Origin of the sequence: Bradyrhizobium sp. BEA-2-5 (assembly GCF_032918025.1) — a bacterium.
Lineage (GTDB): Bacteria > Pseudomonadota > Alphaproteobacteria > Rhizobiales > Xanthobacteraceae > Bradyrhizobium > Bradyrhizobium pachyrhizi.
In genome coordinates this window covers 6,210,974-6,230,938 of the sequence record NZ_CP136629.1, presented here as the reverse complement: position 1 = coordinate 6,230,938, position 19,965 = coordinate 6,210,974, and the positions used below count along the sequence as shown (strand labels likewise).

The window sequence follows — 19,965 nt, the reverse complement described above, 5'->3', positions numbered from 1 at the left end:
AACGCGGAGCGCAGCGCGTGGCCTCTCGTATCGAGGACTATGCGCTGATCGGCGATTGCGAGACCGCGGCGCTGGTCGGGCGCAACGGCTCGATCGACTGGCTGTGCTGGCCTGCCTTCGATTCCGACGCCTGCTTTGCGGCGCTGCTCGGCACGTCGAGGAATGGCCGCTGGCTGCTGGCACCCGCTGGCGAGATCAAGCAGACCTCGCGGCGCTACTGGGACGATACGCTGATCCTGGAGACCCGGTTCGAGGCGGAAGGCGGCACCGTCGCGCTGATCGACTTCATGCCGCCGCGCGGCAAGGCCTCCGATGTGGTCCGCCTCGTTCGCGGCATCAGCGGCCGCGTCAAGATGCACATGGAGCTGGTGATCCGCTTCGGCTTCGGCGTCGATGTCCCCTGGGTGCGAAAGAATCCGGATGGCGACGGACTTCTGGCGATCAGCGGGCAGGACATGACCGTGCTGCGCACGCCGGTCGAAACCCGCGGCAAGGATCTGACCACGTTCGCCGATTTCGAGGTCGGCGAGGGCGACACCGTGCCGTTCGTCCTGACCTATGGACCGTCCTATCACCCGGTGCCGGAGCCGATCGACCCTGAGGCTGCGCTGAAGGACACCGAGGAATATTGGCGGGAATGGTGCAGCCGTTCGACCTATGACGGCAGCTATCAGCGCGCCCTCGTGATGCGCTCGCTGATCACGCTGAAGGCGCTGACCTTCGCCCCGACCGGCGGCATCGTCGCGGCACCCACCACCTCCTTGCCGGAAAAGCTCGGAGGCAGCAGGAACTGGGACTACCGCTTCTGCTGGCTGCGCGACGCCACCTTCACGCTGCTGGCACTGATGAACTCGGGCTACACCGAGGAAGCCTTGGCCTGGCACAATTGGCTGCTGCGCGCAGCCGCGGGTTCGCCGGCGAACATGCAGATCATGTACGGCATCTGGGGGCAGCGGCGGCTCTTGGAATGGGAGGCGGGCTGGCTCGACGGCTACGAGGGCGCCCAGCCCGTGCGGGTCGGCAACGCCGCGCACGCGCAGCTCCAGCTCGACGTCTATGGCGAGTTGATCGATGCCTTTCACCAGTCGCGCATGGCCAAGCTCCAGCTCGACGACGAGACCTGGGCGCTGGAATGCGCCGTGCTCAATCATCTGGCCGAGGTCTGGGACCGGCCCGATCACGGCATCTGGGAGCGGCGCGGCACTCCCAGACACTACGTGTTCTCCAAGGTGATGTGCTGGGTCGCCTTCGACCGCGCCATCAAGAGCGCGGAGCGGTTCGGCTTCAAGGGGCCGCTGGTCAAATGGCGGGTGCTGCGCGAGGCCATCCATCGCGACATCTGCCAACGGGGCTTCGACCCTGAGCTCAACAGTTTCGTCGAGAGCTATGGCTCAAAGCTGCTCGACGCCAGCCTGCTGCTGCTGCCGTCGGTCGGCTTCCTGCCGCCGGGCGACCCGCGCATCCGTGGCACGATCGAAGCGGTCGAGCGGCACCTGATGCGCGACGGCTTCGTGCTGCGGCATGATCCGCGCGAGCTGCCGGCGGACCAGCCCTCGAAGGCGCGTTCCTGGCCTGCAGCCTGTGGCTCGCCGATGCCTATGTGCTGTCAGGCGATCTCGACAAGGCGCAGCGCCTGTTCGACCGCGTGGTCGCGGTCGCCAACGATCTCGGACTGTTGGCCGAGGAGTTCGATTCCGGCGCCGGTCGCCAGACCGGCAACTTCCCGCAGGCGCTGACCCACATCGCGCTGATCAACACGGCGCAAAATCTCAGCGCTGCCAGGGCCGACGCCGAGAAGCCTGCGGTGCAGCGTTCGACTTAAGCGCGATGAAGTGAAATTGAACCTGCGGCCACGGCGATGCTGCCTCCCTCTCTCCTGCTTGCAGGCCGCCGCAGCCGCGTGCGGCCAAAATATCGAAAACAACCCCATGCAAAGGAGCCGGCGGCTGCCGGCGTGCGACAAGGCCGCTTGACACGTCGGGCAACTCAGGGGTACATTTCCAATATTCCGAAATCGTGCAAGCGCCGCACATTGGCGTGGCTCACGACATGTAAAGCACTCAAGGCTGATGACCTAACTTCACAATCATCTGCGGATGACGTTCACTCAGGGCCTTCAACGCAAGTAAACTCTTCCGCTCCTCTTCCCGGTCGTATGTAAAGCTGCCAGGTTCGACACCGTGCTCCCAGCCCCAGCGGGTATGGCAAGCGTCGCCGGTGAGGAGCACTGGACCGGACGGAGTGCGAGCAAGATACGAGACATGGCCAGCAGTATGTCCGGGGGTCAGGATTGCAAACAACGAACCGTCACCGAAGACGTCGATTACGCCTTCGAACTTCCCATCCGGATCCCCAGTGAACTGAAACTCTTGAATCGCGGGTCTGCCTTCAAAGAAGACATCTTCCATCCCCTCGACAAAGAAGTTCTCGATCTTCTTCTCCGCAGCTTCTCCGGGACCTGTGTAAAACGGCACATCTTTTGGGATGTCTGACATCCCGGAGATGTGATCGAGATGAAGATGGGTCATGAGCACCCCTTTGAGGGGAGCCGCTTCCGATTTGATGGCCGATAAGGTGTCTTCCCGGACTTGCATCTTGTCGAGCTTGGCGAAGTTACGCACAACCCATCCAACTCCCAAGCTCTTGGGGTCCTCGACAAACCGCTTCGAAACGCCGGTATCGACCATATAGAATCCCTGCGTCGGATGCCGCACGAGATGTGTGTAGATCTGGATCGGCTCCTCGTGATCTTTGAGGCCCGCTTGAATGGCTTGGGGGTCCTTCAGGTTGATCAGCCCGGATAGATCGGCGACCCAATCTGCGCTGGCGATTGTCTTGACCTCGATCGGTCCCGGCTTGTCTATCAACGCCTCCATAACCGATGATCTGACCGGCTTACCGAGGCTGGCAGACGTCGATGGATGGGACGTCTGTGCGCACGCGGAAAGCGCGATGACGGCAAGCGAACCAATGAAACACTGTCCTATTTTACGGAGCATGATCTTCCTCTTTCTGCTGCCGCTTTTTGCCGTGGACAGTGAGAATAGCAATTGTCTAAATTCCTATATGGCCATACAGAAATGAATGGCCGGACACGAGCCAGGGAGAGCGAATTTGGACCTTCAATGGGACGACTTGCGGATCTTTCTCGCCGTAGCCGACGCCGGGAGTTTGAGCGCAGCGGCGCGTCGCCTCAAGGCGAGCCAACCCACTTTGAGTCGGCGGATTGCAGAGATGGAATACTCGCTCGGCGAGCCGCTTTTCGTCCGCAAGAACCAGGGCATCACCTTGACGAAAGCCGGGGCAAGGCTGCTTCCGGCAGCCCAAGGCATGGCGCAATGGGCGACTGAAGCTACTCGCGCACTCGATGCGAAGAACTCGCCCGTGAGCGGCCGCGTGCGCATCACGGCGGCTCCATCGTTCGCCTTTGATTTCCTGGCTCCAATGGCGGAAAAGCTCAAGAGAGGACATCCACAGATCACTCTCGAAGTTCTCGCCAGCACTGAACGGCTGAACCTCTCGCGCGGCGAAGCAGATATCGCGCTCAGGAGATATCCTTCGGATGACCCCGATCTCGTCACGGTCGACGAAGTTGTCGTTCCGATCGGCGCCTACGCGAGCAGGGACTACGCACGGAGACTGCCTGCGAAATATGATTTGCGTGACCTCGATTGGATCTCATGGGCCGGAGCACTCGAGATGGTGAGCCCCAATCCGGAGTTCGCTGCCAGGATTCCGAATTTTCGTCCCGCCTTTGCGTCTGACGATTACAGCGTGCAGGTCGCGGCCTGCCAAGCCGGTGTCGGCGCGATGATCCTTCTGAAGACCTCCCATCGGCTCAAACGACCAGGCGAACTCGTAGAGCTGGAGCTCGTGCTTCCAACCTCGCTACGCGCGGAACTCACGATCATCTGCCACAAGCGCATGGCGGATCTGCCCAAGGTCAGAACCGTCTTGGACCTGCTTCGCCAAGAGTTTGCTGATCTGAGAAAGCGCCAAGGCGCGCAGAAGCTCCGAATGGCGACACCAATAATCCCAAAGAAAGCCAGGAAATAGGAAGGCTCACCCTAAACGTTCGGGCGAGAGATTCAGGAAGGAGTGGCTACGATATGCCGGCCGGACCAGGTTTGCAGGAAACTTGTTCAGTGTGACGCGATCGGATGTAGCGGACTGTAACGGCGATCACGCTGCGGCCCGCGCTCGATCACGGGTGGGGCGATCGTCCGAATGTTTCAGCGAAGCTGCAACACCGTGTCCATCGCGCGCGCGAAACCGTCGTGCTCGTTGGTCTCGGTGACATGGGTGGCGCGCGCCTTCACGTCATCGCTGGCATTGCCCATCGCGATGGAGACGCCGCTTCTGGCAAACATCGGCAGATCGTTCTGCATGTCGCCGATCGTGGCGACATGCTCCAGCGGCACGCCGAGGCGCTTTGCCATGGCCTCGACGAAGGTGCCCTTGTCGAACCCGGGCGGGGTGATGTCGAGATAGTAGGTCTGCGAGCGCACCGCGGTGGCATCACGGCCGACCAACTGCTGCATCTCCGCCTCGCAGCGTTGCAGCAGGGCCGCATCCGAGCTCGCGCCGACGATCTTGCAGGCCTGATCGAGATAGGGCGCAAAATCACCGACGATAGTCGGATCATGCTTGATCGTGTGCTGCTCGTGCGCGGTGTATTCGCCGTCAGGATTCCGCGTCAGCCAGCGGTCATTGGTGAACAGCCAGATGTCGACGTCGCGCTCGCGCAGCATGTCGATGCAGCGTTTTGCGACTGTGGCCGGGATCAAATGCTGCTCGAGGGGCTTGAGCTGCGGATCGACGATCGAAGAGCCGTTGAAGGCGCCGATCGGCTGCGTGATCGCGAGCGGCGCAACCAGAAAGCCCATCCCGATCGTCGGCCGGCTGGAGACGATGGTGAAGCCGATTCCGGCCTCGTGCAGCCTGCGCACCGCCGCCCTAGCGCCGTCGGTCAAGGTCTTGTCCTTGGTGAGCAGCGTACCGTCGACATCGGATACGACAAGGGCGATGCGGGTCATGGGCGGTCCAGCTTCAGTTGAGTGACGATGTCTTCGACAATGGTTTCGACCGGACGGTCGATCGCAACCGTGATCGGGCGTTCCTCCAGGGTCGGTGGCTCCAGCGTCTTGAACTGGCTGGCGAGCAGCCCCGGCGGCATGAAATGGCCCTTGCGCGCGCCGAGCCGCGTGGCGATCAGCTCCTGCGAGCCGTCGAGGAAGACGATGCGGATATCGTCGCGGCCATGCACCAGGATGTCGCGATAGGCACGCTTCAGCGCGGAGCAGGCGATGACGGCGCGTTCGCGGACGCCGCAGGTGCGGTCTATCTCGTCGGCGATCGCGCGCAGCCAGGGCCAGCGATCCTCGTCGGTGAGCGGCTGGCCGGAATGCATCTTGGCGACATTGCTTGGCGGATGAAAACTGTCGCCGTCCTCGAAGCGCCAGCCGATCCTGATCGCCAGGCGGTCAGCGATGGTGCTCTTGCCCGAACCCGACACGCCCATCACGATCAATGCACAAGGTGCTTCAGCGCGGCCCACGAATTTCCTCCGGAAGCGCGGCCTGGTCGACCAGCCAGACGGTCTCGCCCAGCGATCGCGCGCGGTTTGCCGGCAGGTTCTCGCCTGCGAAGAGGCGCGTCAAGATCGCGCGCTTGTTCTCGCCCGCCACCTCGAACAGCATCTCGCGGCACGAGGCGAGGGCGGGCAGGGTCAGCGAGACGCGCGGCACGAACGGCTCGACATTGGCCTTGGGCACGCCGACCACCCAGCGCCGGGTTTCCTCGACCGCGGGATAACCGGGAAACAGCGAGGCGGTATGGCCGTCGGGTCCGATGCCCATCAGCACCAGGTCGAACAGCGGCCGCTTCGGATCGAGCTGTTCGGCGCCGTAGAATGCCATCAGCTCATTCTCGTACAGCGCCGCGCTGACGTCGGGATCCCTGAGATCGGCGGTGTCGGTCGCGATCGGATGGACATTGGCGGCCGGCGCGCAGCGGTCGAGGAAGGCCTGGCGCGCCATGCTCATGTTGTGCAGCTTGTTGTTGCGCGGCACCAGGCGCTCGTCGCCGATGAACCAGTCGATGCGGTCCCACGGAATCCTCTGGCGATAGTCGGGCGTCGCCAGCAGCTGATAGAGCGCCTTGGGGCTGGAGCCGCCGGTGAGGCACACCGCGATCCGGCCAGGGTTCTCAGCGATCCGGGCGATCACCCGCTCGGCGGCCGCCTGCGCCAGTGCCGCCGGATCGGCGACCGTGATGATCTGGCGCTCGCGGCTCGCGGTCATGTCAGCCCAGCTTCCGCCAGCTGCGGCCGTCGCGCGTCAGCAGCGCGTTGGCGGCCTCCGGGCCTTCGCTGCCGGCTTTGTAGGGTTGCAGGCCGCGGCCGCCGGCGCTTGTCCAGGCGTCCAGGAACGGCTGCACCGCCTGCCAGCCGGCCTCGACGCCGTCGGCGCGCTGGAACAGGATATTGTCGCCGATCATGCAGTCGTAGATCAGCGTCTCGTAGCCGGTCGAGGGATCGACGCGGAAGTAGTCGCCGTAGCGGAACTTCATCTCGACGCCGTCGATGGTGATGCTTGGCCCCGGAATCTTGGCGTTGAACTGCAGCTCGATGGTCTCGGTCGGCGCGGTGGAGATGACGAGGTAGTTCTGCGACAGCCGATCGACCGCCGTGTCGCGGAACATCGCGAGCGGCGCCTGCTTGAACTTGATCGCGACTTCCGTGCGCTTGTGCGCCAGCGCCTTGCCCGTGCGCAGATAGAACGGCACGCCGGCCCAGCGCCAATTGTCGATCATCAGCTTGAGCGCGACATAGGTCTCGGTGGTGCTGCCGGGCTTGACGTCGGGCGTCTTGAGAAAGTCCTCGATCTCGGTATCGCCGATCCGGCCGGCGCGATACTGGCCGCGCACCGAATTGTGCAGCGCCTCCTGTTCGCTCTGGGTCTGGATCGCGGTGAGCACCTCGGCCTTCTCCGAGCGGACCGAATGGGCATCGAAGCGCGTCGGCGGCTCCATCGCGACGAGGGACATCAGCTGGAACAGATGGTTCGGCACCATGTCGCGCAATGCACCGGTGGCGTCATAGAAGCCGCCGCGATGGCCGACGCCGAGCTTTTCCTCCACCGTGATCTGGATGTGGTCGATGTGATTGCGATTCCAGATCGGCTCGAACATGCCGTTGGCGAAGCGCAGCACCAGGATGTTCTGCACCGTCTCCTTGCCGAGATAGTGATCGATCCGGTAGATCTGGTGTTCGTCCATGATCTTCAGGAGCTCGGCGTTGAGCGCGCGGGCCGAGGCGAGATCGGTGCCGAACGGCTTCTCGATCACCAGCCGCCGCCAGGCGCCGTTCTCCTTCAGCATGCCGGTGCGCCCGAGCTGCTGGCTGATCGGCAGGAACGCTCGCGGCGGGGTCGCGAGATAGAACAGCCGGTTGCCTCCGGTGCCGCGCGCCGTCTCGAGCTTGTCGAGCCGTTCGTTCATGGCATCGAAGGAGGGCGGATCGCCCGGATCGGCCTCGATCGAGGTGACGCATTCGAACAGCCGCGTGACGACCGCCTCATCGAGCGGCCGGGTCGCGAATTTGCGCAGCCCCTGCATCAGGCTGTCCTTCATCTGGTCGCTCGACATGCCCTTGCGGGCGATGCCGACGACGCAGAATTTGTCCGGCAGCAGATTGCCGGCAGCGAGATTGTAGAGCGCCGGGATGACCAGCCGGTGCGTCAGATCACCGGTGGCGCCGAAAATGATGAAGGAGCAAGGGTCGGGTTTCTTCTGCACGTGACCTTCCGCGGTTCTCTTCGAGCTTTTATGCCTTTTTCGGCGGCTCCTTGTGGCCGCCGAACCCTGCACGCATCGCAGAGAGAATTTTTTCGGCGAATGTGTGTTCCTTGCGGGAACGGAAACGTGTGTAGAGCGCCGCGGTCAAGACTTCGGCCGGCACCGCCTCGTCGATCGCAGCATTCACAGTCCAGCGGCCTTCGCCGGAATCCTCGACGAAGCCTGAATATTTGTCGAGCGTGTGGTTCTGCGCCAGCGCTGACGCGGTCAGGTCGAGCAGCCAGGACGGAATCACGCTGCCGCGCCGCCACACTTCGGCGATGTCGGCGAGATCGAAATCGTAGCGGTGATCCGCCGGCAAGGCCTCGATATTGGCATTCTTGAGAATGTCGAAGCCTTCGGCATAGGCCTGCATCAGGCCGTATTCGATGCCGTTGTGGATCATCTTGACGAAGTGGCCGGCGCCGACGGGGCCGGCATGGATGTAGCCCAGCTCGATGCGGGGATCGCGGCCCTCGCGTCCCTCGGTGCGCGGAATGTCGCCGGCGCCGGGCGCGAGCGCGGCGAAGATCGGATCGAGCCGGTCGACCACCTGCTTCTCGCCGCCGATCATCATGCAGTAACCGCGGTCGAGCCCCCAGACGCCGCCGGAGGTGCCGACGTCGACATAGTGGATGCCGCGCGCCTTCAATGCCTTGCCGCGGCGGACGTCGTCCTGCCAGAAGGTGTTGCCGCCGTCGATGATGACGTCGCCCTCCTGCATCAGCTTCGACAGCGCCTCGATGGTGGCTTCGGTGATCTTGCCGGCCGGCAGCATCACCCAGGCGGTGCGCGGCGCCTCCAGCTTGAGGACGAAATCCTCCAGCGACGAGGACCCGGTCGCTTTGTCGGCGACGAGCGCCGCGACGGCCTTCGGATCCTTGTCGTAGACCACGGTGGTGTGGCCCTGGGTCATCAGGCGGCGAACGATGTTGCCGCCCATCCGGCCGAGGCCGATCATGCCGAGTTGCATGCCTCGCCTCCGTCAGTTCAGTGCAGCCGAGATCGCGGCATCGAGCGCCGCGAGCCCGGAGCTGAGATCGCCCTTCAGGTGCACACGCAGCGCACGCCGGCCGCGCTCGGTGAGCACGTCGAAATCGCCGCGTGCCTGCGCCGCCTTGATGACGCCAAAGCTGGCCTTCTGCCCCGGCACCGGCAGATCCCTGGCATCGTCCGCCGTGATCTGGAGGAACACGCCGCTGTCGGGGCCACCCTTGTAGGCCTGCCCGGTGGAGTGCAGGAAGCGCGGTCCGAACTCGGCGCAGGTCGCAAGGTGTCTTGCGTCGCGTACCTTCAGCCGCATCGCCTGCATGGCGTCGATGGTGTCGCCGTCGCGCTCGATATAGGCGAGCAGGGCGACATAGTCGCCGCGGCCGGAGCGCGAGAGGTGCGCCTTGATCCAGGAGTTGAGATCGCCGTTCGCACCGGCCTTGCGCAGCTCTTCGGCGTTCTGGGCGTCGGTGTAGAGATCGACCCCGTCCGCCGACACCACCGGCTGCTCTTCCGGCAGCGCGCCGGTCTTCTCGAACGCGGCGGTGAGCTCGCGGGTCTTGATCTTGGCCGCTTCCACGTCCGGCTGGTCGAACGGATTGATGCCGAGGATCGCGCCGGCGACCGCCGTCGCCATCTCGAAGCGGAAGAACTCCTGGCCGAGATGCTCGATCGACTTCATGACGATGCGCACGACGGGATGGCCGGCGGCCTCGAGCGCCGCGAGTTTGGCCTCATGCGCGGCGTCGTTCTCGCTATCGGTGCGCAGATCGATGAAGAACCGGTCGTTGCCATAGACGCTGGGATCGCCGAGCGGCTCACCCTCGATCGGGATCAGGCCCTTGCCTTCCTTGCCGGTGGACTCCGCGATGAGCTGCTCGGCCCAGGCGCCGAAATCGGCGATCTTCTTCGACGCCAGGATCGTCACCTTGTCGCGGCCCTCGAGGCCTGCGAGGCCCATGGCGAGGCCAAGCTGCACGCCCGGGTTCTCAGCTGGCGGCACGTCGGCACCGCAGGAGCGCACCATGGCGAGCGTATGACCGAGCAGGCTGCGGACGTCGATGCCGGCAGCCGCCGCCGGCACGAGGCCGAAGGGCGATAGCACCGAATAGCGGCCGCCGATCGAGGGCTCGCCATGGAAGATGCGGGCATAGCTCAGCTTCTTCGCCGCCTTCTCCAGCGACGAGCCGGGATCGGTGACCGCGATGAAGCGATGGCCGGTCTTGTCCTTGCCGATCGCGTTCGCCACCCGATCGAAGAAATAGTCCTTCATCGCGTTCGGCTCTGTGGTGCCGCCGGATTTGCTGGAGACGATGAACACGGTGTTGGCGATGTCGATCTTCGCCTCCATCGCCCGCACCTGCGCCGGATCGGTGGAATCCAGCACATGCAGCTTCGGGAAGCCGGGCCGGTGCGGGAAGGTCTCGGCCAGCACCTCGGGCCCCAGGCTCGATCCGCCCATGCCGAGCACGACGGCATCGGAGAATTTCTGGCCCTTCACGCGGCCGGCATAGTCCTCGTAATCGGCAATGTCGGCCTTGGCCGCGCTGTCGAGCCAGCCCAGCCATTTGTCCTCGTCCGCACCGGTCCAGACCGACTTGTCCTTGTGCCAGAGCCTTCGGATCCGGGCGGAGGCGCGCCATTCCTCGGTGCTCTTCTCGACCGCCTTCTCGATGGTGGCGCCGAGCGCGAGCTTCTGGCGGTCGATGCCGCCGCCGAGCGAGGTCGCGCGCTTGTGCGCGACGGCGCCGTAGAGCTTGTCGGCGGCATCCGCGAACAGCTTGACGCCGTCCTTGACCAGCTCCTCGGTGATCGCCTCGAGCGAGATGCCGGAGCGCTCCAGCTCCTCCAGCACGCGCCTTGCGTCCTCGACGTTCTCTTCCAGGCTGTCGCGCGGCTTGCCATGGTCGCGGAACGCATCCAGTGTCGCCGGCGGCACGGTGTTGATGGTGTTGGGACCGATCAGCTCCTCGACATAGAGGACGTCGCTGTAGTCCTTGTTCTTGGTGCCGGTGGAGGCCCACAGCATGCGCTGCGGCTTGGCGCCCTTGGCGGCGAGCTTCTCCCAGCGGGGACCCGAGAAGAGGCGCTTGTAGTCCTGATAGGCGAGCTTGGCATTGGCGATCGCGACCTTGCCCTTGAGCGCGGCGAGCCGTTCCTTCTCGGATGGATCGTTGGCGCGCGCGATCTTCTCGTCGAGCTGCTTGTCGACCACCGAGTCGATGCGGCTGACGAAGAAGCTTGCCACGCTCGCGACATGCGAGGGGTCACCGCCCTTGCCGACGTATTTCTCCAGGCCCTTGAGATAGGCCTCGGCGACCTGGCGATAGACCTTCTGGGAGAACAGCAGCGTGATGTTGATGCTGATGCCGTCGCCGATCAGCTGCTCGATCGCCGGCAGGCCCTCCGGCGTTGCCGGCACCTTCACCATCAGGTTCTTGCGACCGACGTCCTTCCAGAGCCGTTCGGCTTCCGCGATCGTGCCCTTGGTGTCCATCGCGAGATAGGGCGAGACTTCCAGGCTGACATAGCCGTCGCCGCCCTTGAGGCGGTCATAGACCGGGCGGAGCACATCGGCGGCGTTCTGGATGTCCTCGACCGCGACGGCCTCGAACAGGTCGGCCACGTTCCGGTCGCCGCGCTTCAGCGCCTTGCCGATCGGGGCATCGTATTCGTCGGAGCTGCCGATCGCCTTCTCGAAGATCGACGGATTGGAGGTGACGCCCTTGACGCCGTCGGTGTCGATCAGCCGCTTCAGGTCACCCTTGGCGATGAAGCCACGGGCCAGGAAGTCCAGCCAGACCGCTTGTCCGTGCTTTTCCAGTTCTTTGACGGGATTCATGGGTGTCTGTTCTCGTTCGATCGAGGGTCGATTTTTGGGTTCCCGGGCAGCTTTCGGGGGCGGAGGGGGATTGTCAACATGGCGGGAGCCCCGGGCGGAATATCAGCATTTCCAAGGGATAACGCCACTCACAACAGTTCGATCCCCTCGGACGCAGGTGCGAGCAGACCCCCATCTCAGCACATTTTTATGACGTGTTGCGGCGCAGGACCGCGCGTCAGGGGCGCAGGTAGAGGTAACCCTGGGATTGCAGCTCGGCGAGGCGGACCACCCCGCCGCGCTCGGCGGCGACGAAGCCGGGGAGCAAGTCGGCGAGGCCGATGTTCTGCGATTTCATGGTGTTGCCGCAGGCGGCGAACTCGATCCCATCCCTGGTGAACCGCGCGACATGTTTTGACAGCTCGGATTGGCGGCTGCTGAATGAAACGCCTTCAGCGCCCGGCCGCACCACCAGCGCAATCGTCACATTGCCGGGGCCGCCGACGCCGTCGAGATGGTTCTGGATGTTGCCGATCACGAAATTGACCTTGTCGAGGTCATCGAGGTGATAGACCACCTTCAGCTTTTGCGGCGGTGCTTCGGCGGCGGCGCCGGCCCGGGACGCCGCCAAGACGGCGCCGATCGCTGAAAGCGTGCCCCAGAGGATGCTGCGTCGGTGCATGGCGTCTCTCGCGCAATTATTGTTGATCCAGTGTTGTCCCTTTGGGCAAACCTGTCATTTGTGGCGGAGCGCAGCGAGTTCCTTGCGGTCGGTCACAAGTTCGGCGTATTCGCTCAAGGCCGGGCGATCGACGCGAAAGGTCTTGTCGTCGGCGCCGGCGAACAGCGCTTCGCCCGCATCGTCGTCGGGCTTGTTGCGATTCCACACCATGATGCGGCCAAGGCGCGCAATCGCGGATTTATTGTCCTTGGACAACGCCACGGTGATACCGCCGCCCTCGCAATCCACGCCGCATTCGAAGCGTATTTCGTGGCCGGATTCGGCCGCGATGGCATGATTGCAGTAGCCGCTGGAGTCGAAATTGCCAGGGCGGTGGCGATACGCGACGCCGAGCCGGAATGAATAGTTGGTGGCCTTGTCGTCTTCCGCTGACACCAGAAGCGTCATCGCGCTGACCTTCTGCTTCGGATGCTGCGCCAGATGATTTGCATCGTAGCGCCGCACAAAGCAGGCATAGGCTTTCACGCCGGGCGGGCCAGCGAACATCCTGTTGTCGAAGGCGGCCGCCGCGGCCTTGCCGACGCCTTCCTGCGCCTGAACGGTTAACGGCGCGCCGGCATGGGCGGCGGCTGCGAGTGCGACAACAAGGAGCGCCTGCTTCATGACCGGCTCGGGAATAGCCAGCGCCTCCAAGGTGTCATCTTTAAAGCGCGGCAATGGTGCCGCGCGGAACTGCGCGGGCTCGTTGCCTTAGTCGCGGCGACACGGAGGCACGTTCAACGGCGGCTGAACGTTTGTTCATGCGAGTCTGTGTCGCGTGCATCTTGACGCCACGACTGAACGGTCACACTTTTTCAGGGAAGCCAACGTTCATCGCCGGACGGGGAAGTTGCCCTGCTCGGATGTCCGCTTCGGAGGCCTGGGCCCCGGTAAACCACGGATGTGGCGAAGGGGTTACAGCCACCAAAAACAAGGGGATATTGATGAACCATTAAGCTTCCTGCCTGTTGATAAGGCAGAGGCTGCACGCGCCGTGCATTGCCGAACTGAGTCGGTCGAGTGTCCAATGGACCCAGCGTGCCGACGCTGATTCGATCCTAGGACGCTCTTGTTACGACTCGTGTCAGTCGTGCGGCGATACATATCGTGGGGAGAGGGATCATGTACAACGATTCTTTATTCAACGCTTTCGCTCGGTCGTTCGAGGCGAGAAGCCAGCACGACATGTCGATGGCGGAATATCTGGAATCGTGTCGAAGCGATCCCATGCGATATGCAAATGCGGCCGAGCGGTTATTAGCGGCGATCGGTGAGCCCCAGACGATTGACACGGCCAAGGACCCACGCCTTGGCCGTATTTTTTTGAACCGCACGATCCGCACCTATCCGGCCTTCGCCGGCTTCTACGGCATGGAGGAAACGATCGAGCGCATCGTCGGTTTCTTCCGTCATGCGGCGCAGGGCCTGGAGGAGCGCAAGCAGATCCTTTATCTGCTCGGCCCGGTCGGCGGCGGCAAGTCCTCGCTCGCCGAGCGGCTGAAGTCGCTGATGGAAGTGCATCCGATCTACGTGCTCAAGGCCGGCGACGAACTCTCGCCCGTGTTCGAAAGCCCGCTCAGCCTGTTCGATCCCGATCAGCTCGGCCCGATGCTGGAAGAGAAGTACGGCATTCCGCGCCGTCGTCTCACCGGCCTGATGAGCCCGTGGTGCTACAAGCGGCTCGAGGCCTTCGGCGGCGACATTTCCCAGTTCCGGGTCGCAAAAATCCAGCCGTCGCGGCTGCGTCAGGTCGCGATCGCCAAGACCGAGCCCGGTGACGAGAACAACCAGGACATCTCCTCGCTGGTCGGCAAGGTCGACATCCGCAAGCTCGAGACCTACGCCCAGAACGATCCCGACGCCTACAGCTATTCCGGCGGCCTCAACCGCGCCAACCAGGGCGTGCTCGAGTTCGTCGAGATGTTCAAGGCGCCGATCAAGATGCTGCACCCGCTGCTGACCGCAACGCAGGAAGGCAACTACATCGGCACCGAGAACATCGGCGCGATCCCGTTCACCGGCGTGATCCTGGCGCACTCCAACGAAGCGGAGTGGGCGAGCTTCAAGGCCAACAAGAACAACGAAGCCTTCATCGACCGCATCTGCGTCATCAAGGTGCCGTACTGCCTGCGCGTCACCGAGGAGCAGAAGATCTACGAGAAGCTGATCCAGGGCTCCGAGCTCGCGGCTGCGCCCTGCGCACCCTCGACCCTGGAGACGCTGGCGCGGTTCTCGGTGATGTCGCGGCTGCGCAAGCATGAAAACTCCACGATCTACGCCAAGATGCGGGTCTATGACGGTGAAAGCCTGAAGGAATCCGATCCGAAGGCGCGCAGCGTCCAGGAATATCGCGATGCCGCCGGCGTCGATGAGGGCATGGACGGCGTCTCCACCCGCTTCGCCTTCAAGATCCTGGCCGCGACCTTCAACCACGACACTACCGAAGTCGGTGCCGACGCGGTGCATCTGATGTATGTGCTCGAGCAGGCGATCCGCCGCGAGCAGCTGCCCGAGGAGGTCGAGAAGCGCTATCTCGAATTCATCAAGGCGGATCTGGCACCGCGTTATGCCGAGTTCATCGGTAACGAGATCCAGAAGGCCTATCTCGAATCCTACTCGGATTATGGCCAGAACCTGTTCGATCGCTACGTCGACTATGCCGACGCCTGGATCGAGGACCAGGACTTCAAGGATCCCGACACCGGCCAGCTGCTCGATCGCGAGCTTTTGAACCAGGAGCTGACGAAAATCGAGAAGCCGGCGGGGATCGCCAACCCCAAGGACTTCCGCAACGAGGTCGTCAAATTCTCGTTACGGTCGCGGGCCCAGAACGGCGGCAAGAATCCGACCTGGACCTCCTATGAGAAGATTCGCGATGTGATCGAAAAGCGGATATTCTCCCAGGTCGAGGACCTGCTTCCGGTCATCTCCTTCGGGTCGAAGAAGGACGGCGAGACGGAGAAGAAGCACGGCGAGTTCGTGGCACGCATGGTGGAGCGCGGCTACACCGAGCGTCAGGTTCGCCGTCTCGTCGAATGGTACATGCGCGTGAAGCAGGCCGGTTAATGCGCGATCCGGAAAGCCGGCACCGGCTTTCCGTTTCGTCTCGTCCTGTCCAATAAAATGCGATGCGACTGTCATGATCGCATCCGGTGAGGCAGATGCAACGTGGTCATGCATATCGTCGATCGGCGGTTGAATCCGGGTAGCAAGAGCCTGGAGAACCGCCAGCGCTTCCTGCGGCGCGCCAAGGCGCTGGTGCAGGGCGCCGTCAAGAAGACCTCGCAGGAACGCGACATCAAGGACGTCCTGGAGGGTGGTGAGGTCACGATTCCGCTCGACGGCATGCACGAGCCGCGCTTCCGCCGTGAAGGCGGAACGCGGGACATGGTCCTGCCCGGCAACAAGAAGTTCGTCGAAGGCGACTATCTGCAGCGCTCCGGCCAGGGCAGTGCCAAGGACTCCGGTCCCGGCGAAGGCGACAGCGAGGACGCCTTCCGCTTCGTGCTCAGCCGGGACGAGTTCGTCGATCTCTTCCTCGACGACCTCGAGCTTCCGGATCTCGCCAAGCGCAAGATCGCGCAGACCGAGAGCGAGGGCATCCAGCGCGCCGGCTACACCATGTCGGGCTCGCCCGCCAACATCTCGGTAAGCCGGACGGTGAACCGGGCGCTTGCGCGGCGCGTGGCACTGCGCCGGCCGCGCAAGGACGACATCGAGGCGCTCGAGGCGGAGCTTGCGGAATGCGACGACGATGCGAGGCGCCGCGAGCTGCTGGCGCTGCTGGAAAGGCTGAAGGCGAAGTCCAAGCGCATTCCCTTCATCGATCCGCTCGACATCCGCTACCGGCGCTTCGAGACGGTGCCGAAGCCCGTCGCGCAGGCCGTGATGTTCTGCCTGATGGACGTCTCCGGCTCGATGTCCGAGCACATGAAGGATCTGGCAAAGCGCTTCTACATGCTGCTCTACGTGTTCCTGAAGCGCCGCTACAAGCATGTCGAGATCGTCTTCATCCGCCACACCGACCGCGCCGAGGAGGTGGACGAGCAGACCTTCTTCTACGGCCCGGCTTCGGGCGGCACGCTGGTCTCCAGCGCGCTCGTCGCGATGAACGATATCGTCCGCACCCGCTTCCGTCCGGCCGACTGGAACATCTACGCCGCCCAGGCCTCGGACGGCGACAACATGACCTCGGACAGCGCGCTGACCGGTCACCTGCTGACCGAGAAGATCCTGCCGGTCTGCCAGTTCTTTGCCTATCTCGAGGTCGGGGAAGCCGCCAACTACACCTTCGACATGCCGGACTCCTCGCTCTGGACGCTCTATGAGCGTCTGCGCAACGAGGGCGCGCCGCTGTCGATGCGCAAGGTGAGCGAGCGCGGCGAGATCTTCCCGGTGTTCCAGGACCTGTTCAAGCGCCGCAGCAAGCAGGAAAGGGTGTAGCGTGATGGGTTCTTCCGGGGAACGATTGTTCGAAGGCGCCGATTGGGATTTCCACACCTTGCAGCGCGTCCACGACGCCTGCGAGAAAATCGCGCGCACCGATCTCGGGCTCGACGTCTATCCGAACCAGATCGAGGTCATCACGGCCGAGCAGATGCTGGACGCCTATTCCTCGGTCGGCATGCCCTTGTTCTACAAGCACTGGTCGTTCGGCAAGCACTTTGCTTTCCATGAGGCGTCCTATCGCAAGGGCCTGATGGGGCTCGCCTATGAGATCGTGATCAACTCCTCGCCCTGCATCTCCTATCTGATGGAGGAGAACACGGCGACGATGCAGACGCTGGTGATCGCGCACGCGGCCTTCGGCCACAACCATTTCTTCAAGAACAATTATCTGTTCAAGCAGTGGACCGATGCCGACGGCATCCTGGATTATCTCGACTTCGCCAAGAACTACGTCATGCAGTGCGAGGACCGCTACGGCCGCATCGAGGTCGAGCGCACGCTCGATGCCGCGCACGCGCTGATGTCGCACGGCATCGACCGCTATCCCGGCAAGAAGAAGCTCGATCTGCGCGCCGAGGAGAAGCGGGCAGGCGAGCGCCGGCAGCACGAGGAAAGCGTGTTCAACGATTTGTGGCGGACGGTGCCGAACACCAAGGCCAAGAGCAAGGCTACGCTCACGGCCGAGCGCCGCCGCGCGCTGCTCGGCCTGCCGCAGGAGAACCTGCTCTATTTCCTGGAGAAGAGCGCGCCGCGGCTGGCGCCCTGGCAGCGCGAGCTCTTGCGCATCGTCCGCCACATCGCGCAATATTTCTATCCGCAGAGCCAGACCAAGGTGATGAACGAGGGGACGGCGACCTACGTCCACTATCGCATCATGACCAGGCTGCACGAGCAGGGCCGCATCACCGACGGCAACTTCCTCGAATTCCTGGGATCGCACACCAACGTGGTGTTCCAGCCCGAGTTCGACGACCCGCGCTTCTCGGGCTTCAACCCCTATGCGCTCGGTTTTGCCGTGATGCAGGACATCGAGCGCATCGTCACCAGGCCGGAAGACGAGGACCGCGAATGGTTCCCGGACATCGCCGGCAAGGGCGACGTCATGGGCGTGCTGCGCGACGTCTGGGCCAATTACCGCGACGAGAGCTTCATCAATCAGTTCCTCAGCCCGGCGCTGATCCGGCGCTTCCGCATGTTCCACCTGCACGACGACCCCGCGGAAAGCCAGGGGATCAAGGTCGATGCCATCCATGACGAGCGCGGTTTCCGCCGCGTCCGCCGCGAGCTGGCGCGGCAGCACGATGTCGGCTTCATCGACGCCAACATCGAGGTGGTCGACGTCGATCTCGACGGCGATCGTCGCCTGATGCTGCGCCACACCACCGTGAAGGGCGCGCAGCTCAACGAGACCGACGCGCGGCGCGTGCTGCAACACCTCGCCGATCTGTGGTCCTACGACGTCGCGCTGACCGAGATCGACGGCACCGACAAGGTGCTGAAGGAATACGTCGTCAGCCCGCGCGCGGCTGCGGTCGCGGCCTGAGGATCACGCTCTCGCTGACATGAGCGCGGCGCGCACCGCCGCGCGGAATGCGAGTCTTGCTCGGTGAACCTTCATGTCTATCGAAGGCTCACATCATGAACATCACGGCAACATTCCGACTTTGAAAGCGCATGGCGTTCTATGCGCGAACGCGATTGCCGGCATGCGGAAATCTCGCGGGACGTTCTTGGTGATTGCCTGCCCGGACGCGATGGATAATGTGCACCGCGTCAAGAAAACCAAGAAAAGGATATGCTCTTGTCAACTCGCTCCCGCCTGGCGGGCTTTCTCGCCTTCACCGCCCTCACGGCCTCGTTGATCTCGCCGTCCGTGGCAGCCGACACCGCGATCAAAATAGGAAACACCGCGCCCTATAGCGGCCCGGCGTCGGCCTACGGCACCATCGCGCGTGCCGAAGCCGCGTATTTCCAGATGCTCAACGATCAGGGCGGCATCAACGGCCGCAAGATCGACTTCGAGAGTCTCGACGACGCCTATTCGCCGTCGAAGACCGTCGAGCAGACCCGCAAGCTCGTCGAACAGGATGAGGTGCTCGCGGTCTTCAGCGCGGTCGGCACCGCGCCGAACATCTCGGTGCAGAAGTACCTCAACATCAAGCGCGTGCCGCAGCTGTTCGTGTCCTCCGGCGCGACGCGCTGGAACGATCCAAAGCAGTTCCCGTGGACGGTCGGTTTCAATCCGACCTACGAGCTCGAAGGCCGGCTCTACGCAAAATACATCCTGAAGACCAAGCCGGATGCGAAGATCGCCGTCATCACGCCGAACGAGGACGCCGGCAAGGACTATCTGAGGGGGTTCAAGGACGGGCTCGGCGAGCATGTCGGCCAGATCGTCGCCGAGACCACGTATCTCACGACCGATCCCACCATCGATTCCCAGATGGTGACGATGCGCGAGTCCGGTGCGGACGTCTTCTTCGCGGAGGCGACGCCGAAATTTGCGGCCCAGGCGCTGCGCAAGGCGGCCAGCATGGGCTGGAAGCCGCTGACGATCCTGCCGACCGTCTCCAATTCCGTCTCCGCGGTGCTTGAACCGGCCGGTCTCGAGAACGTCATCGGCGTCGTGACCGGGCTCTATCTGAAGGATCCGACCGATCCGCGCTGGGCCAACGATCCCGCGCAGAAGGAGTTTGCGGACTGGATGAAGAAGTACCAGCCGAATGCGAGCCCCGGCGACCTCTTCAACGTGCAGGGCTACACGGTGGCGCAGGTCATGACGGCGGTGCTGAAGAACTGCAACGGCGACTACAGCCGTGCCAACATCATCAAGCAGGCGACCAATCTGAAGGCGCTCGAGCTGCCGATGCTGTTGCCCGGCATCAAGGTGCAGACCGAGCCCGACAATGTGACGCCGATCCGGCAAATCCAGATGGCGCGGTTCGACGGCAAGTCCTGGGCGCTGTTCGGCGACGTCTTGAGCGACAAGTAGCCGTCACCAACTCCGCTGTCGTCCCTGCGAAAGCGGGGACCCATACGCCGCGGCTTTTGTTGTGAACGGGATTCGTCGTTCCAGCGCAGCTCGACATTTTATATCGGTGGTTATGGGTCCCTGCTCCCGTGCGCAATTGCGCACTAGGCAGGGACG

The 19,965-nt window shown here is 63.4% G+C and carries 14 protein-coding genes and 1 pseudogene; 6 read left to right on the top strand and 9 right to left on the bottom strand.

Going from position 1 to position 19,965, the window contains the following annotated elements; genetic code table 11:
• The first annotated feature begins 17 nt into the window (after positions 1-17).
• Positions 18-1,822: pseudogene (locus tag RX327_RS29455) on the top strand (glycoside hydrolase family 15 protein).
• Positions 1,823-2,060: 238 nt separating this feature from the next.
• Here the strand turns inward: RX327_RS29455 and RX327_RS29450 are convergent.
• The gene (locus tag RX327_RS29450) at positions 2,061-2,999 is read right to left on the bottom strand and encodes an MBL fold metallo-hydrolase (protein WP_050383278.1); all 939 of its coding nucleotides are present in this window, start codon (positions 2,997-2,999) and stop codon (positions 2,061-2,063) included.
• Between the two features lie 85 nt (positions 3,000-3,084).
• Between RX327_RS29450 and RX327_RS29445 the strand changes: the two genes are divergently transcribed.
• Positions 3,085-4,056 carry a LysR family transcriptional regulator gene (locus RX327_RS29445; RefSeq protein ID WP_050383255.1) on the top strand — a complete coding sequence of 324 codons (972 nt, stop codon included), beginning with the start codon at positions 3,085-3,087 and terminating at the stop codon, positions 4,054-4,056.
• 176 nt (positions 4,057-4,232) lie between these two features.
• Here the strand turns inward: RX327_RS29445 and RX327_RS29440 are convergent, their stop codons facing one another.
• The 8 genes from RX327_RS29440 to RX327_RS29405 form a co-directional block, all read right to left on the bottom strand.
• Positions 4,233-5,036 (bottom strand): Cof-type HAD-IIB family hydrolase, encoded by an 804-nt coding sequence (locus RX327_RS29440; protein WP_317247904.1) that lies wholly within the window; start codon positions 5,034-5,036, stop codon positions 4,233-4,235.
• A complete protein-coding gene (locus RX327_RS29435; protein ID WP_317247903.1) occupies positions 5,033-5,557 on the bottom strand; it encodes a gluconokinase in 525 nt (174 codons plus the stop codon). Before RX327_RS29435 ends, RX327_RS29440 begins: the two co-directional genes overlap by 4 nt.
• The gene (gene pgl, locus RX327_RS29430; RefSeq protein ID WP_317247902.1) at positions 5,544-6,302 is read right to left on the bottom strand and encodes a 6-phosphogluconolactonase; all 759 of its coding nucleotides are present in this window, start codon (positions 6,300-6,302) and stop codon (positions 5,544-5,546) included. Before pgl ends, RX327_RS29435 begins: the two co-directional genes overlap by 14 nt.
• A gap of 1 nt (position 6,303) precedes the next feature.
• Complete coding sequence (gene zwf, locus RX327_RS29425) at positions 6,304-7,797, bottom strand: glucose-6-phosphate dehydrogenase (RefSeq protein ID WP_317247901.1); 1,494 nt, start codon at positions 7,795-7,797, stop codon at positions 6,304-6,306.
• 28 nt (positions 7,798-7,825) lie between these two features.
• A complete protein-coding gene (gene gnd / locus RX327_RS29420; RefSeq protein ID WP_317247900.1) occupies positions 7,826-8,809 on the bottom strand; it encodes a phosphogluconate dehydrogenase (NAD(+)-dependent, decarboxylating) in 984 nt (327 codons plus the stop codon).
• A 12-nt stretch (positions 8,810-8,821) separates the two neighbouring features.
• Entirely contained in the window at positions 8,822-11,668 is a 2,847-nt protein-coding gene (locus RX327_RS29415) for a bifunctional transaldolase/phosoglucose isomerase (RefSeq protein WP_317247899.1), read from the bottom strand.
• Positions 11,669-11,885: 217 nt separating this feature from the next.
• Positions 11,886-12,329, bottom strand: a complete 444-nt coding sequence (locus tag RX327_RS29410; protein WP_050383247.1) for a DsrE family protein — start codon at positions 12,327-12,329, stop codon at positions 11,886-11,888.
• Between the two features lie 54 nt (positions 12,330-12,383).
• Positions 12,384-12,992: a hypothetical protein gene (locus tag RX327_RS29405; RefSeq protein ID WP_050383277.1), complete on the bottom strand. Its 609-nt coding sequence runs from the start codon at positions 12,990-12,992 to the stop codon at positions 12,384-12,386.
• A gap of 498 nt (positions 12,993-13,490) precedes the next feature.
• On the opposite strand from RX327_RS29405, the gene RX327_RS29400 reads away from it, so the two are divergent.
• From RX327_RS29400 to RX327_RS29385, 4 genes are all read left to right on the top strand, one after another.
• On the top strand, positions 13,491-15,434 hold the full coding sequence (locus RX327_RS29400; RefSeq protein ID WP_317247898.1) for a PrkA family serine protein kinase: 1,944 nt from the start codon (positions 13,491-13,493) through the stop codon (positions 15,432-15,434).
• A 108-nt stretch (positions 15,435-15,542) separates the two neighbouring features.
• Positions 15,543-16,811 (top strand): YeaH/YhbH family protein, encoded by a 1,269-nt coding sequence (locus RX327_RS29395; protein WP_317251349.1) that lies wholly within the window; start codon positions 15,543-15,545, stop codon positions 16,809-16,811.
• Between the two features lie 4 nt (positions 16,812-16,815).
• Positions 16,816-18,360: a SpoVR family protein gene (locus tag RX327_RS29390; protein WP_317247897.1), complete on the top strand. Its 1,545-nt coding sequence runs from the start codon at positions 16,816-16,818 to the stop codon at positions 18,358-18,360.
• 252 nt (positions 18,361-18,612) lie between these two features.
• Positions 18,613-19,809, top strand: coding sequence for an ABC transporter substrate-binding protein (locus RX327_RS29385; RefSeq protein ID WP_167350382.1), 1,197 nt, complete (start codon positions 18,613-18,615; stop codon positions 19,807-19,809).
• Positions 19,810-19,965: the final 156 nt, after the last annotated feature.